The organism is Pedobacter rhizosphaerae (genome assembly GCF_900111155.1).
GTDB classification, from domain to species: domain Bacteria; phylum Bacteroidota; class Bacteroidia; order Sphingobacteriales; family Sphingobacteriaceae; genus Pedobacter; species Pedobacter rhizosphaerae.
This window is the reverse complement of the sequence record NZ_FOGG01000016.1, coordinates 88,380-103,979: the sequence shown is the minus strand read 5'-3', so window position 1 is coordinate 103,979 and position 15,600 is coordinate 88,380. Positions and strand designations below refer to the sequence as shown.

The window sequence follows — 15,600 nt, the reverse complement described above, 5'->3', positions numbered from 1 at the left end:
GCTTATGATCTGGAAATTAATGTAAAGATGAAATAACACTGATATTTATTTGTGTAATTTTGGTGTATGCGATGGCTCAAAGTTCTAAATAAAGCACAATTACCTGTAACCGATTCAATTAAAACAGTTAAAATTGAGGGTAAACAAATCTGTATCATAAACGATGGCGATCAAATTTATGCCACACAGGCTTTCTGTCCGCATGCTGGTGGTCATTTTGATGGAGGATGGTGTAAAAAGGGTAACCTGGTTTGTCCAATACATCGTTACGAGTACGATTTGAAGACAGGGAGAGGGGCAGAGGGGCAGGGCGACTACATTGATATTTATCCTACCGACAATAAAGAAGATGGGCTTTATGTAGGCTTTAAAGAAAGCTGGTGGTCTAAGCTTTGGAGTTGATAGCTCAATTCAATAAGTGCCGGTCAAAAAAATCTTTACAGTTGAGTACCTCTATAGCTGAAAAGTAGAAGTCACTAATATCTTCAGTAATGATACAAGTACAGCCAGAGCTTAGGGCAGCAAAATATTCTAAACCGTCTTTAAAATCATTAATCCGCTTGTCGCGCAATGTTGAAATGACACCTTCGGCAGTATTTTCGGCTAATTTTATGTGCTGGCAAAGAATGTTTATTTTCTGCTTAGCCAATGTTGTGCCGTGTTTTTTTTCAGCAAAATAGAAGGCAATTGCCAGGCAAAGCGGTGTGGTATATACTTCAAATGCCGGGTGACTAGCCAGGCTCAAAATTCTTGAAGAATAGCTGAATACGGGATATTCCTTATTAAGTACAGAAACCAAAACATTAGCATCCAGAAAAATTTTTTTCATTATTTTTTGCTGGAGAAGAAATCCTCTTTGGATGATTTTCTAGATGGTGGAGGTGTTTTTTTATATTCAACTTCTCCTTCAGAAACCATTTGAACCCAATCTGAGATAGGGAAATCCTCTAAAGATGGATAAGGTTTAGCGGTAACCTGGGTTAATAGATGCTCGATAAGACGAGAAAGGCTTATATTTTGCTCAGCGGCGTACTGCTTTGCCCGATCTACAACTTCTTTATTAAAACTTAAGGTTAATTTCGCATCCATACTCAAAATTAGTAAATACGTACTGAAATTGCAAATGATACGTAAATAAAAAAGCGAATCAATCGATTCGCTTTCAGTGAATTAGTAGGATTCGTTTCTACTAGTTGTATATTTCTTTTCTAGCTGATGCCAGGGTATTTTTCAATAAACCCACAATAGTCATTAATCCAACACCCCCTGGTACAGGTGTAATGTAAGATGACTTAGGTGCTACATTATCAAAATCTACATCCCCAAAAAGCTTGAAGCCAGATTTAGTTTCGGTTGAAGTTTCGCGATTGATCCCTACATCTATAATGATTGCCCCAGGTTTAACCATATCAGCAGTAACAAAATTCTTCTTGCCAATTGCTGCAACAATAATATCTGCCTGTAAAATCTGCTCTTTTAAATCTTTGGTTCTGGAATGGGTAAGGGTTACCGTACAGTTGCCTGGATTAGCATTACGAGCCATTAAAATACTCATTGGGCTACCTACGATATTACTTCTACCTACTACAACGCAGTGTTTTCCTGTAGTATCAATATTGTATTCCTGCAACATCAGTAGTATTCCGTATGGAGTAGCAGGAATAAAGCAAGGCAAATTACGCATCATTCTACCCAAATTAACCGGGTGAAAACCATCCACATCTTTGCGATAATCTATTTTCTCTGTTACTTTCTCCGGATCAATGTGTTTTGGCAATGGTAATTGAACAATTAACCCATCTACATCGCTGTCCTGATTGATTTCTTCAATTTTAGCCAATAATTCGGCTTCGGTTACTGAATTATCGTATCGATGAAGGGAAGATTTAAAACCTACCTTTTCGCAGTTTTTCATCTTGCTGGCCACGTAGGTTTCGCTACCGCCATCATTGCCGACTAAAATTGCCACCAAGTGCGGTTTTCTACCTGTTTGACTTAAAAAATCTGCTGCCTCTTCAGCAATCTGAACTTTAACTTTTTCTGATACGTATTTACCGTCTAATAATTTCATTCTTAAGAGAGATATGAGATACTAGACATTAGATTTGAGATCAGACGGGAAACATCTCAAATCTCAAATCTAACATCTCAAGTCTATTTAATCTAATTTCAAAACTGCCATAAATGCGGTCTGTGGAATTTCAACGTTTCCTACCTGACGCATGCGTTTTTTACCTTTTTTCTGTTTTTCCAATAACTTACGTTTACGGGAAATATCACCGCCGTAACATTTTGCAGTTACATCTTTTCTTAATGCACTAAGGGTTTCTCGAGCGATAACTTTAGCACCGATAGAAGCCTGGATTTTAATTTCAAATTGCTGACGCGGGATCAACTCTTTTAGTTTCTCGCAAATTTTCTTCCCGAAATCATAAGCATTACTGCGGTGAATCAATGAAGATAAAGCATCCACTGGCTCGTCATTGATTAACATATCTAAACGAACCAAATCCGATTTACGGTAACCAACCTGATGGTAATCAAAAGAGGCATAGCCTTTTGAGATCGTTTTCAATTTATCGTAAAAATCGAATACAATTTCGCCCATTGGCATTTCAAAAACCAACTCAACTCTATCAGATGTTAAGTAGGATTGATTTACAATTGTTCCTCTTTTCTGAATACAAAGTGACATTACTGGTCCAACAAAATCGGCCTTAGTTATAATGTTAGCTTTAATAAATGGCTCCTCAACAGAATCTAGCTTACTAGGATCAGGTAAATCAGATGGATTATTGACGAAAATTTCATCGCCTTTGGTTGTATAGGCAACGTAAGATACGTTGGGAACGGTAGTGATTACCGTCATGTCGAACTCACGCTCTAAACGTTCCTGAATAATCTCCATGTGCAGCATCCCTAAGAATCCGCAACGGAAACCAAAGCCTAATGCGGCAGAACTTTCTGGCTCGAAAACGATAGAAGCATCATTCAATTGTAGCTTATGCATGGCTTCACGAAGTTCTTCAAACTCATCGGTATCAACTGGATAAATTCCAGCGAAAACCATTGGCTTAACCTCTTCAAATCCTTGAATTGCATCTAATGCTGGTCTTGCTGTAGTGGTAATCGTATCACCAACCTTTACTTCTCTTGCTTCTTTAATTCCAGAAATAATGTAACCCACATCTCCGGTTTTAACCACATTACGTGGAGCCATATCGAGTTTTAAAATACCAACTTCGTCAGCTAAATATTCTTTTCCTGTATTGATGAACTTTACTTTATCACCTTTTTTAATCTCCCCGTTAACAACCTTATAGTAAGCGATAATCCCCCTGAAGGAATTAAAAACGGAGTCAAAAATTAAGGCCTGTAAAGGTGCTTCAGGGTCGCCAACAGGTGCTGGAACGCGGTCTACAATCGCTTGAATAATATCAGGAATACCCATTCCGGTTTTACCTGATGCAGGAATAATATCCTCCCGTTTACAGCCAATTAAGTCAATAATCTGGTCTTTAACTTCCTCAGGCATCGCCCCGGGCAAATCCATTTTATTTAAAATCGGGATAATTTCAAGGTCGTGCTCTAAAGCTAAGTATAAGTTTGAAATGGTTTGAGCCTGAATTCCCTGTGAAGCATCAACAATGAGCAATGCACCTTCGCAAGCCGCAATAGAACGTGAAACTTCATAAGAAAAATCTACGTGCCCAGGTGTATCAATTAAGTTAAAATTGTACTCAATATCTCCAACTTTGTAGTTCATTTGTATGGCATGACTTTTAATGGTAATGCCTCTCTCACGCTCTAAATCCATATTATCGAGCAATTGCGCCTGCGCTTCACGCTGCGAAATCGTCGCTGTATATTCTAATAACCTATCAGCCAAAGTACTCTTACCATGGTCGATATGTGCAATAATGCAAAAATTACGTATATGCTTCATCTTTGCGCAAAGATATGCTTTTTAAGGTAAATAAATAAGTGCTCAGAAAGTAAAACGGAAGATGAGAAAATAAATAGTATAAAAGTCTTTGTGAGGCACAATAACGGCAAAGAACTATCAAGAAATTACAATATGAAATGGTTCAGGAAACAAAAATAAACGGAACTGCAAAATGCGTTTATAACTGGCTTTGCAGCTCCGGATATTGTTTCTAAACAACTGTTTTTTTCCATTTACCTCGCTTGAACAAAATAAAGGCAGCAATCGCAATACCTACTTCAGCCGTAGGAATGGCAATAAAGACACCCGTTGGTCCCATGTTCAAATATTTAGCTAAAAGGTAGGCGAAAGGGATCTGAAATAGCCAGAAAGCAAAAATATTGATTTTGGTAGGTGTCCAGGTATCGCCTGCTCCGTTAAAAGCACTGATTAATACCATTCCCATACCGTAAATGATAAAGCCAATACTCAGAATTTTTAGCGCCTCACTGGCAATAGCGATCACTTTTTCATCAGAGGTAAAAAAGGCAGCAAATAAATGCCCGCAGGTTAGAAATAGTACACTCACTACCGCCATAAACGCAACCGTATACTTCACAGTATGAAATACCGATTTCTCTGCTCTATCGATATGACCGGCACCCAGGTTTTGCCCAACCAATGTGGCTGCTGCATTACTTAATCCCCAGGCAGGTAATAAAAAGAACATCATTAACCTTAGTGCTGTTTGATAGCCGGCAGAACCTTCTTCGCCACCAGTGGTGGCGACTAACTCTGCTAGAAATACCCAACTGCAACTTGCGATCACAAATTGAAAAATGGCGGGTGCAGCGACTTTAACGATAGCTTTAATCTGCTCCAAATCTGGAATGAAATGGCTCAAGCTAATTTTTAAAGCATTTTTTCCATTAAAAAGATTATACACCTGATAGGATACACCAATTCCACGACCAATAGTTGTCGCAATTGCCGCGCCGGTTAGGCCAAAGGCAGGTATTGGGCCCAATCCATTAATGAAAATAGGGCAGAGGATAATATTAGCAATATTCGCGATCCATAAACTTCTCATGGCAATTGCGGCATTACCAGCTCCTCTAAAAATACCATTAATTAAAAATAAGAGCACGATGATGATACTGCCACCCATCATAATGCGAACAAATGTTGTTCCCTGGTTTGCTGTTTCTGAAGATGCCCCCATTAATAGTAATATATCTCTGGCGAAAATTAAACCTAGAATACTGATAACCAAATTAACGGCTACAGCAATAACTATAGTTTGCATTCCAGCCCTGGAAGCTGCTTCTGGATTTTTCTCCCCAATTCTACGGGCTACTAATGCTGTGGCTGCCATACTTAAACCGATAGCCAGTGAATAAATAATGGTTAACACAGATTCGGTTAAACCAACGGTTTGAATAGCGTGACTGCTATTTTCTAAATGACCAACAAAATATAAATCGACTAAGGCAAAGACAGATTCCATGGCCATCTCCAACATCATTGGGATAGCCAATAAAATGATAGCTCTTTTAATACTAATTGCTGTTAAATCAACCTCATGGCCTTTTAATGATTGCACTAAAACATCAAAAAAAGAGGATAGTTTGCCCTGGGTCTTTGTGGACTGTGACATATAATAAAATAATAATGTAATGAATAAACCAAAAGATATGCAGTAGTATTACTGATATCTGAAATAAAAGTAAAAAGGAGGGAATCCTCGGTTTTTAAGACCTCAAGCGGATCGCAGATACTATCATGGTTCTGTTCGTTTTGATGAAAACAAAGATAGTTATTTTTTTAAATTGTCAAATTTTTATGACTATTTTTCTATGAATTGATTAGTTAAGCTGAAAAAATTCCATTATATGCTATAAGCTTTGATCATTTCCTCGGTAACTTTTGTTCCACGACTGGTATTCAGGTCAATTAATACGTAATCGAAAATTCCATCAGAGGCTACTTTGCCAGTTTTTTTATTGATGATTTCAAACTGTACAGCGCAACCTTTATCATTCATGGTTAAAATTCCGGTTCTAATGAGCATTAAATCATTCATTAAAAGGGGGCGCTTGAAGTTGATATCTACATGGCTTACCACCCAACCTAAACCTTGCCTGGTGAAATGTTCCCAGGGCATTCCATAGTATTTCTCCATTTGCTCGTAGCGGGCGGCCAATACATAATCAAGGTACTTACTGTTGTGAACATGGTTAAACATATCTATATCATCTGGACGTACACGTAATTCACTTTCAAAAATACTGTATTGATTCTTTTCCACGGCTGAATGTTTTATGCAAAAGTATAAATAAGGATATAATAACATCTTTTATTTTCTTATTTTTGGGAGATGGGTAAATTGAAGCTATATGATCTTAATCTATCTCGCGAGCAGGTTCTTGCCGAGAGAGAAAGCATATACCTTAGTTTAACCGCTCAACAACGTTTTTTCAAAACATTGCAGCTTAATCATACTTCGGTAGCTATGAATGGTGGCCAACCTATAAAAACGCCTCAAGGTTTAGGATTGGTCATTCGCAAGCCAAAAGCTTAAAATACCTATGTCTTTTGATAAAGAAAACCCCGAAATGCTTCTCTTGCTTAATACATTCCAGCAATTTGAGGTTCATTACCTAATTGTTGGTGGATTTGCAGTTAACCGATATGGGTATAATCGTACAACAGGCGACCTGGATATCTACTTAAAGGATACGCAGGAAAACAGGCAAAACTTAATTTCTGCGATTGAAGAAATGGGGTATGGCAGGTATGATATGCTACTCACTATTCCGATCATTGCGGGGGTATTGTGAAATTTTAATGGATGATGGTATGTATGCCGATCTAATGACTGACATCCCTGGCCTGGATAAAAGTAAGTTTGACGAATACTTTGAAATGGCTACTGTTGATGAAATTAATGGCATTAAAGCCAGATTTCTACATTACAATCATTTAATTCTCAATAAGAAAGCCACAAACAGGCCAAAAGATCAGCTTGATGTTTTAGAATTGGAGCGCTTAAGGGCAGATAAGCTTTAGGTATTAATTTTAATCTTTTCGCTTAATGTTCATTCACTTGTTTATAATCAAAAATACCCTTATCTTTGCGGCAATTAATTAATTTTTATTGCTTTAATATAATTCAAGAATGTATTTAAGTTCAGAAAAGAAAGCCGAAATCTTTAAAACACACGGCGAAGTAGAAACCAACACTGGTTCTGCAGAAGGTCAGGTAGCGTTATTTACATACCGTATTGCGCACTTAACAGAGCACTTAAAGAAAAATCGTAAAGATTTCTCTACACAGTTATCACTTCAAAAATTGGTAGGTAAACGCCGCGGTATTTTGGCTTACCTATACAAAAAAGATATTGAGCGTTACCGTGCTATCATCAAAGCTTTATCGCTTAGAGATATCATTAAACAAAAATAAGCGCAAACTTATCAGCGAAAGCCATTCTTTAGGGAATGGCTTTTTAATTTTTCGATAATTATTTTTGCATAAATATCATCAAAAGCATTTTTTACGCTATCTTCGTTAGCAAAAAATAATATACATATATAACCCGATGTGTAGAAAGAGGAAAACACATCATAATTAACTTTAAATGAATGTAATAAAAAAATCGTTCGATTTGGGCGATGGAAGAATGGTAGAAATCGAAACTGGTAAATTAGCTAAACAAGCTGATGGTTCAGTAGTAGTGAAAATGGGCGATACCATGTTGTTAGCAACAGTTGTATCAACTGTAGGTGCTAAACCAGGTACAGATTTCTTACCCCTGTCAGTTGATTATCAAGAAAAATATGCGGCAGCAGGTCGTATTCCGGGAGGCTTTTTACGTCGTGAAGCTAGATTATCAGACTATGAAGTATTAATCTCTCGTTTAGTAGATAGAGCGCTACGTCCATTATTCCCTGATGATTATCACGCAGATACGCAAGTAATGATCTCTTTGATCTCTGCAGATAAAAATATTATGCCTGACTGTTTAGCAGGTTTAGCAGCTTCAGCTGCATTAGCTGTTTCTGATATTCCTTTCAATGGTCCTATTTCAGAAGTTCGTGTGGCTAAAATTGATGGTAAATTGGTAATCAATCCTTACCTAAGCGATTTAGAGCGCGCTACTTTAGAATTTGTTGTTGCTGGTTCTGCTAACGATATCGTGATGGTAGAAGGTGAAGCTGACGAAATTCAAGAAGAAGAAATGGTAGAAGCATTAAAATTTGCTCACGATGCCATTAAAGTACAATGTGCTGTTCAGGTAGAATTAACACAAGAAACTGGTAAAACAGTTAAACGTGAATACAACCACGAAGAGCATGATGAAGATTTAAAAGCTAAAGTTTATGCAGATACTTATGATAAAGTATATGCAGTAGCTAAATCTGGTTCTGGTAAAGATGAGCGTTCTGCTGGTTTCACTGCCATTATCAATGAGTTTTTCGAGGCAATGCCTGAAGATACTGCTGATTTAACTAAAGCATTGGCTAAACATTATTTCCACGATGTTCAATATGATGCAGTTCGTAACCTATTGTTAAACGAAGGTATTCGTTTAGATGGTCGTTCAACTACTCAAATCCGTCCAATCTGGAGTGAAGTAGGTTATTTACCTGCTGCTCACGGTTCTGCTGTTTTCACCCGTGGTGAAACGCAATCACTTACCTCTGTTACCTTAGGTAGTAAAGATGATGAGCAGATGATTGACGGAGCTTTCATCAATGGATACCAAAAATTCTTATTGCACTATAACTTCCCGGGTTTCTCAACAGGAGAGGTTAGACCAAATAGAGGCGCTGGTCGTCGTGAAATTGGTCACGGTGCATTAGCGATGCGTTCATTGAAAAAAGTATTGCCACAAGGTGCTGAGAATCCTTACACTATTCGCGTAGTTTCTGATATCTTAGAATCAAACGGTTCTTCATCTATGGCTACTGTTTGTGCTGGTACATTGGCACTTATGGATGCTGGTATTAAAATCAAAGCACCTGTATCAGGTATCGCAATGGGATTAATTACCGACGAGGAAACTGGAAAGTATGCTATCTTATCTGATATTTTAGGAGATGAAGATCACTTAGGTGATATGGACTTTAAAGTTACAGGTACTAAAAATGGTATTGTAGCTTGTCAGATGGACTTGAAAATCAACGGATTATCATATGAAGTTTTAACGAAAGCTTTAAACCAGGCGAAAGAAGGTCGTTTACACATTTTAGGTGAAATGACGAAAACGCTTAGCGAGCCTAATGTAGACTACAAACCACATGCACCTCGTATCGTATCGTTGGTAATTGATAAAGAATTTATCGGTGCTGTTATCGGCCCAGGTGGTAAAATCATCCAGGAAATGCAACGTGAAACCGGCGCTTCAATTTCTATCGAAGAAGTTGATAACAAAGGTAACGTAGAGATTTTCGCTGATAACAAAGCTTCAATTGATGCTGCTGTTGCGCGTATCCGTGCAATTGTAGCTAAACCAGAAATTGGTGAAGTTTACACAGGTAAAGTAAAATCAATCATGCCGTTTGGTGCATTCGTTGAAATTATGCCGGGTAAAGATGGGTTGCTACACATTTCTGAAATTGATTGGAAACGTTTAGAAACTATGGACGGTGTATTTAAAGAAGGCGATATCGTTGAAGTTAAATTACTAGACGTGGACAAACAAGGTAAAATGAAACTTTCTCGTAAAGTATTATTGCCTAGACCAGAAAAACCTGCGACTCCACAAGCTTAATTATCAATCAGTCATGCTGACCTGATTTAGCATCTGTTTAGTAGACTCTGAAATAAATTCAGAGTGACGTATAAAATAAAACCCCTTCCAGTTTACTGGAGGGGTTTTTGTTTTTTAATTAAAAACGTTTTTCATAGCTTTATTAAAGTTCTTAATCGCTTCTCAGATATGAAAAAAAATATTCTTCTACTGTTGTCTGCAGTTTTAATTATGGCATGCAATCAGCAAAACACTAGAAGTAAAAAACATATTTCTAAAATCATTGAACGAGAGCAGGTCAATTCTAGTGAAAATAGGTTGATTACATTCATGGATAGTGTAAGAGGTCTTTCAAGAGATTCATTAGTGAAAAAGGCTTCTTTTTATGCCGATTCTGTATTTTCAGATATCGAAGAAATTAACCGTAAACTAACCAAAACCGATTTTAGGATTTTAGAAACTGCTATAAGCCAAAAATCAATAACCATCAATCAAGCTGAGGAGATATTTGGTAAGATCGATTTGGATAGTTGTTATTTGGGTAAGAGGCTTCTTCCAGTTAAATTTTATGCTTTTGATAAGGGGAATAAATATGATAAGGAATTTGCCATCTCGTTTAATAAGGAAAATGCACACGGTAGGAGTAATCTTTACTTCTTTAATTCTGATTCTCTATTAGCAAAGAAAGCGGTATATAATCATTACGGACTCACCGTTAATCATTACAAAGACGCGGATGGTAAAATAATAATTTATTACAAAGAAGATTATATTACCGGTACGGGAATTTGGTGGAGCAATTTATACTTCTATAAATACTATAATAATCGTTTAATCCCGATATTAAATGAATTATCAAATGGTAACGTTCAAAACGACATTTGGGGAGTACGTGTAAAATGGTTGGAGTCAATCAAAATGAAAACAAATCCATTGGTTTTAAAAATGATTTATTATAACGGTTTTAATGAATGGATGAATGATAACCCAAATTTAAATTACTTGTTAAAAGATTCTACCATTGTTGAATATGCTTGGGATGAGAAGAGTAAAACATTGAAAGGCGCTTACGAAAAGTCCAAGATTACAAAACCTCAGCTCTATACTTATTATGTTCAGGATAATGAACTGTTATTTATAAATGTTTATTACGACCTTTTAAAGCGTTCGATGAGAGATAAACGAAAAAGAAAATTAATTCTTAACTATTTGAGTACAATAAAAAAACACGAAGAGGATATTGAAGGCAGGTGATTTGAACTTTAGAAGCGAAAGCTTTACTTTTTCAAATGGTTAACTTCAGTATTGTAATGAAAAACTTTCGCAGTTCTTTTGTAACTTGCATTTTTAGTAAATCTTATAAAGAAGTTGTTATTGCGAGGTACGAAGCAATCTTCAGGCAGATCAGTTTAAAGGATAGCTTTGTACCTCGCAATCACAGAAATATAATAGAAATGAACTACATAATAGCACCTTCCATTTTATCAGCCGACTTCGGTAATTTACAACGTGATATAGAAATGATTAATCAAAGTGAGGCCGATTGGTTTCATGTTGATGTAATGGATGGTGTTTTTGTTCCCAATATTTCTTTTGGTTTCCCCATTATGGCTGCAGTAAAAAAGCACGCAAAGAAAACACTTGATGTTCATTTGATGATTGTGGAGCCAGATAAATACATTGAAGCCTTTGCTAAGGCAGGGGCAGACCGTATCACTGTTCATTATGAGGCTTGTACTCACTTACATAGGACTATAGAGAATATAAAAGCTAACGGTTGTAAAGCGGGTGTAGCCCTCAATCCTCATACGCCTGTTACACTTTTACAAGATGTTATTGAGGACTTAGACCTGGTGCTAATTATGTCGGTAAACCCGGGCTTTGGCGGTCAGCAGTTTATTCACAATACCTATAAAAAGATTCGTGATCTCAAAGCTATGATACAAGGTAGAAATGAAGATTTGGCTATAGAAGTAGATGGAGGTGTTGGTTTGCAAAATATTGCTACATTAGTGTCAGCCGGAGCCAATGCTTTCGTTGCAGGAAATGCCATATTTGCTGCAGAAAATCCAACAGACATGATTTCTAAAATGAAAAGCATAACTACCAGCGCTATACAGATTTAGTTCGCTCATGCTTAAACTTAGGCTATTTTTCTTTCTATTGATTGCAGGATGGGGTATAGCCCATGCTCAACCTGTAGTAAGGATTTCAGGAATAGTTTATAATGAAGAAAAATTACCCTTATCAAATGTTACGATAATTGTATTGGGACAAGCACAGTCTACCTCTACTGATGAATTTGGAGTCTATACTATCTATGCTAAGTCCAGGAGTTTCAGTATTAAATATTCACTTTTAGGTTATCAACCCCGAACTTTAAAATTTAGTGAGCGATCTGGGGCAAGAATTACTCAAATGGTGAGTTTAGTAGCCAATATTAATGAATTGGATCAGGTTAATATAACCAATAAACAGAATCAGTTAAGTAATACGACTACGATCAATATTGCCGATATTGCTGCTATTCCGCTGGTATCAGGAAATTTCGAAACCATGCTAAAAACACTGCCTGGTGTATCCACTAATAATGAATTAAGTGCTCAGTACAGCGTTAGGGGAGGGAACTTCGATGAAAATCTAATTTATATCAATGATGTGGAAATTAATCGCCCTGTGCTCATTCGAAACGGGCAACAAGAGGGCTTGAGCTCTATAAATGCTGATTTAATTAGCAAGGCTAAATTTTCTGCCGGTGGTTTTGAAGCCAGGTATGGCGATAAGTTATCTTCCATTTTAGATATTAAGTACGATAAGCCAGATAGTAATCAGACGATATTTAGCACCAGTTTGCTCAATACTTCTTTATCTACTAAAAGGTTATTCAAAAAGGGGTTTTTACTAGCTGGTGTACGGTATAAAAATAATTCAAGCGTACTCATCAAACAAGATGAAAAGGGCAGTTACAGCCCGAATTTTGCCGATGCGCAAGTCTTATATCAATATGATTTTTCTACCAAATTCAACATCAGTTTCTTAGGGAACTTCAATATCGGGCGGTTCAAATTGGTGCCCACAAATAGGGAAACTAAGTTTGGAACGCTCAATACTACCTTACGACTAGATGTGGATTATGCTGGTCAGGAAATAGATGATTACCAGACGGTTGGCTCTGCGCTGACGGCAACCTTTATACCCAAACCCAATTTAAACATCAAATTCATTAACAGCTATTTCAATACTACAGAAAGAGAGCGATTTGATATTGAGGGAAGTTATATCTTTCAGGAAGTGGATAATAGTCTCTCTCCCGAAGATTTTGGTTTGGTTAATAAAAACAAAGGCATAGGAAGTTATTACAACTATGGTAGAAATAGTTTGAATACCCAAATTTTCAGCTCGGAAATCAAAGTTGATCAAAACTACGATAATCATGTTTTTTCCTGGGGATTGAAGTACAATCAGGCTAAATATGATGATCGGCTGAATGAATATAATTACACTGATTCTGCTGGCTATATTCTTCCTAATAATGGCAAAGATATTGTTCTTCAGAATGTTATTAACACAGAGAATTACATCGATATTAAAAATTATAGTGCTTATATTCAAGATAGTTATTCCCTTTCCAGTGATGTGGAATTACAGTTGGGTGCAAGGTCTACTTATAGTTCCTTAAGTAAACAGCTGTTAATTAGCCCCCGTTTGTTAATTGCCTATCGTCCAAATTCTAATAATAAAATATTAAGATTTACGGCAGGTGTTTACAAGCAACCACCATCATACAGGACTATCAGGGATTTTTCAGGGGTATTAAATATTAAACAAAAGGCACAAAGATCTTACAATGCTTCACTAGGTTATGATTATGCGTTTGATGGTTTCGGAACGAGGCTAAAGTTTACCTCGGAAGCTTATTTTAAATATTCAGATCGGCTAATACCCTATAAAATTGATAATTTAAGGATAAAATACCTGGCCAACGAGGTATCTAAAGGCTACGCTTACGGAGCTGATTTCAGCATAGGAGGGGAGTTTGTTAAAGACCTGGTTTCGTATTTTAGAATGTCGGTAATGCATGCCAATGAGGATATTATTAACGATAGTTATATCCAGAATGGACAAGCAATTTATCCGGGCTACATCAAACGTCCTACAGATCAAAGGCTGAATTTCTCGATTTTTTTTCAGGATAAACTATTAAACAGTCCAACCTATAAAGTGCATTTAAATGCACTTTATGGATCAAGGTTACCTATCGGGCCTTCTCAAACGCCACGCTATGCCGATAAATTCTATATCCCTTCCTACAAGCGTGTTGATATTGGTTTTTCTAAAGACTTTTTAGATGACAGCGCTTTGCATAAGCCACAATTTCTGGATAAAAATTTCAGTTCTGTTATACTGTTTTTTGAAATTTTCAATCTATTAAATGTTGACAACACTGTTTCTTATTTATGGTTAAAAGACGTTAATAATGTACAGTATGCCATTCCAAATTACCTAACCGGCAGGCAATTTAATTTAAAATTAATTGTGAAATTCAAAAACGGTAAATAGGATAATTCCTTGCGATTAAGAAAGAATTATGGGCGATTGGGCGAATAACTCCCATTTGATTAGTAGTCATTTTGGCTTCTTTTTTAGCTTCCAAAAAACGGATAATATAAGTTTCGCTGCACTATCTTGAAATGATTGCAAAAACTGCAACGAATTTGACGATTTTCATTGATTTTTTAACAAAATTTAATTTTTTATGATACGATTTTATAGGCATAACTGCTTTAAAAATTTTACATTTACGGCCATAAAACATTATATAATAACATGAAGCATAATTTCGGCGCAGGCCCATGTATTTTACCTCAAGAAGTGTTCAAACAAGCCGCACAGGCTGTTTTAGATTTTAACGATGGATTATCAATTCTAGAAATTTCACACAGAACATCCGAATTCGAAGCGGTTGTAGCTGAAGCTGAAAAATTGGTGAAGGAATTATTGAACGTGCCATCGGGTTATTCCGTTTTATTCTTACAAGGTGGTGCAAGTTTACAGTTTGCAATGGTGCCAATGAACCTTTTAGGTGATGGACAAACTGCAAGTTATTTAGATTCAGGTGTATGGGCAACAAAAGCACTTAAAGAAGCGAAGTTTGTAGGTAACGTTAATGTTGTGGCTTCATCTAAAGAGGCTAACTATACTTATATCCCTAAAGATTTCGAAATTCCTGCTGATAGCGCTTATTTTCACTATACCTCAAACAATACCATTTACGGTACTGAATTATTTGATGTTCCTGCAACCTCAGTTCCAGTAGTATGTGATATGTCTTCTGATATTATGAGCCGTGTAATTGATGTTTCTAAATTCGATTTAATTTATGCTGGTGCTCAGAAAAATGTTGGTCCTGCTGGTTTAACTATTGCTATCGTTAAAAACGAAGTGTTAGGTAAAATAGACCGTAAGGTTCCTTCAATGCTTAACTACCAATCTCATATAGATAATGGTTCAATGTATAATACGCCACCAGTTTTCTCTATCTATGTAGCGTTATTAAATTTACGTTGGTTGAAATCTAAGGGCGGTGTGGCTCAAATCGAAGCAGAAAACAAAGCTAAAGCAGAAGCTCTATATAGAGAGATCGACAGAAATCCATTATTCAAGGGAACTTGTAAAGTAGAAGATCGTTCAAGAATGAACGTTTGTTTTGTGATGGAGAATCCTGAATTAGAAAAACCTTTCTTAAAATATGCAGAAGAGAATGGAATTGTTGGAATTAAAGGACACAGAAGTGTTGGTGGTTTCAGAGCATCTCTTTACAATGCATTACCAATTACAAGTGTTCACGCACTGGTAGAGGCTATGCAATTATTTGAAGAAAAACAAGCAAAAGCAAACTAATATAAATGCCATTGCCGGTTA

General features: G+C 36.6%; 16 protein-coding genes. 10 read left to right on the top strand and 6 right to left on the bottom strand.

All coding sequences use genetic code 11. The annotated features are described in order from the left end of the window. Positions 1-66 precede the first annotated feature (66 nt). Entirely contained in the window at positions 67-402 is a 336-nt protein-coding gene (locus tag BMX11_RS14185; protein WP_090885353.1) for a Rieske (2Fe-2S) protein, read from the top strand. A 4-nt stretch (positions 403-406) separates the two neighbouring features. On the opposite strand, the gene BMX11_RS14180 is transcribed toward BMX11_RS14185, so the two are convergent. The 6 genes from BMX11_RS14180 to BMX11_RS14155 form a co-directional block, all read right to left on the bottom strand. Then, positions 407-829, bottom strand: a complete 423-nt coding sequence (locus BMX11_RS14180) for a PIN domain-containing protein (RefSeq protein WP_090885351.1) — start codon at positions 827-829, stop codon at positions 407-409. Then, a complete protein-coding gene (locus BMX11_RS14175; RefSeq protein ID WP_090885349.1) occupies positions 829-1,089 on the bottom strand; it encodes a DUF6364 family protein in 261 nt (86 codons plus the stop codon). Before BMX11_RS14175 ends, BMX11_RS14180 begins: the two co-directional genes overlap by 1 nt. A gap of 100 nt (positions 1,090-1,189) precedes the next feature. Further along, positions 1,190-2,071 (bottom strand): bifunctional 5,10-methylenetetrahydrofolate dehydrogenase/5,10-methenyltetrahydrofolate cyclohydrolase, encoded by an 882-nt coding sequence (locus BMX11_RS14170; protein ID WP_090885346.1) that lies wholly within the window; start codon positions 2,069-2,071, stop codon positions 1,190-1,192. 87 nt (positions 2,072-2,158) lie between these two features. After that, the gene (gene lepA / locus BMX11_RS14165) at positions 2,159-3,946 is read right to left on the bottom strand and encodes a translation elongation factor 4 (protein ID WP_090885344.1); all 1,788 of its coding nucleotides are present in this window, start codon (positions 3,944-3,946) and stop codon (positions 2,159-2,161) included. A gap of 211 nt (positions 3,947-4,157) precedes the next feature. After that, positions 4,158-5,582 (bottom strand): MATE family efflux transporter, encoded by a 1,425-nt coding sequence (locus tag BMX11_RS14160; protein WP_090885342.1) that lies wholly within the window; start codon positions 5,580-5,582, stop codon positions 4,158-4,160. A 231-nt stretch (positions 5,583-5,813) separates the two neighbouring features. Further along, a complete protein-coding gene (locus tag BMX11_RS14155) occupies positions 5,814-6,233 on the bottom strand; it encodes an acyl-CoA thioesterase (protein WP_245738672.1) in 420 nt (139 codons plus the stop codon). Positions 6,234-6,302: 69 nt separating this feature from the next. Between BMX11_RS14155 and BMX11_RS14150 the strand changes: the two genes are divergently transcribed. The 9 genes from BMX11_RS14150 (at position 6,303) to serC (ending at position 15,579) form a co-directional block, all read left to right on the top strand. After that, a complete protein-coding gene (locus BMX11_RS14150; RefSeq protein WP_090885338.1) occupies positions 6,303-6,506 on the top strand; it encodes a hypothetical protein in 204 nt (67 codons plus the stop codon). A 7-nt stretch (positions 6,507-6,513) separates the two neighbouring features. Then, a complete protein-coding gene (locus tag BMX11_RS14145) occupies positions 6,514-6,765 on the top strand; it encodes a hypothetical protein (protein WP_090885336.1) in 252 nt (83 codons plus the stop codon). 19 nt (positions 6,766-6,784) lie between these two features. Further along, complete coding sequence (locus BMX11_RS14140) at positions 6,785-6,994, top strand: hypothetical protein (RefSeq protein WP_139180192.1); 210 nt, start codon at positions 6,785-6,787, stop codon at positions 6,992-6,994. Between the two features lie 109 nt (positions 6,995-7,103). Beyond that, complete coding sequence (gene rpsO, locus BMX11_RS14135; RefSeq protein ID WP_029285581.1) at positions 7,104-7,388, top strand: 30S ribosomal protein S15; 285 nt, start codon at positions 7,104-7,106, stop codon at positions 7,386-7,388. Between the two features lie 175 nt (positions 7,389-7,563). Then, the gene (gene pnp / locus BMX11_RS14130) at positions 7,564-9,699 is read left to right on the top strand and encodes a polyribonucleotide nucleotidyltransferase (RefSeq protein ID WP_090885333.1); all 2,136 of its coding nucleotides are present in this window, start codon (positions 7,564-7,566) and stop codon (positions 9,697-9,699) included. 168 nt (positions 9,700-9,867) lie between these two features. Then, on the top strand, positions 9,868-10,932 hold the full coding sequence (locus BMX11_RS14125) for a hypothetical protein (protein WP_090885331.1): 1,065 nt from the start codon (positions 9,868-9,870) through the stop codon (positions 10,930-10,932). Between the two features lie 200 nt (positions 10,933-11,132). Continuing rightward, positions 11,133-11,804, top strand: a complete 672-nt coding sequence (rpe, locus tag BMX11_RS14120; RefSeq protein ID WP_090885408.1) for a ribulose-phosphate 3-epimerase — start codon at positions 11,133-11,135, stop codon at positions 11,802-11,804. 7 nt (positions 11,805-11,811) lie between these two features. Then, positions 11,812-14,238, top strand: coding sequence for a TonB-dependent receptor (locus BMX11_RS14115; protein WP_090885329.1), 2,427 nt, complete (start codon positions 11,812-11,814; stop codon positions 14,236-14,238). 267 nt (positions 14,239-14,505) lie between these two features. Further along, the gene (serC, locus tag BMX11_RS14110; protein ID WP_090885327.1) at positions 14,506-15,579 is read left to right on the top strand and encodes a 3-phosphoserine/phosphohydroxythreonine transaminase; all 1,074 of its coding nucleotides are present in this window, start codon (positions 14,506-14,508) and stop codon (positions 15,577-15,579) included. Positions 15,580-15,600 lie beyond the last annotated feature (21 nt).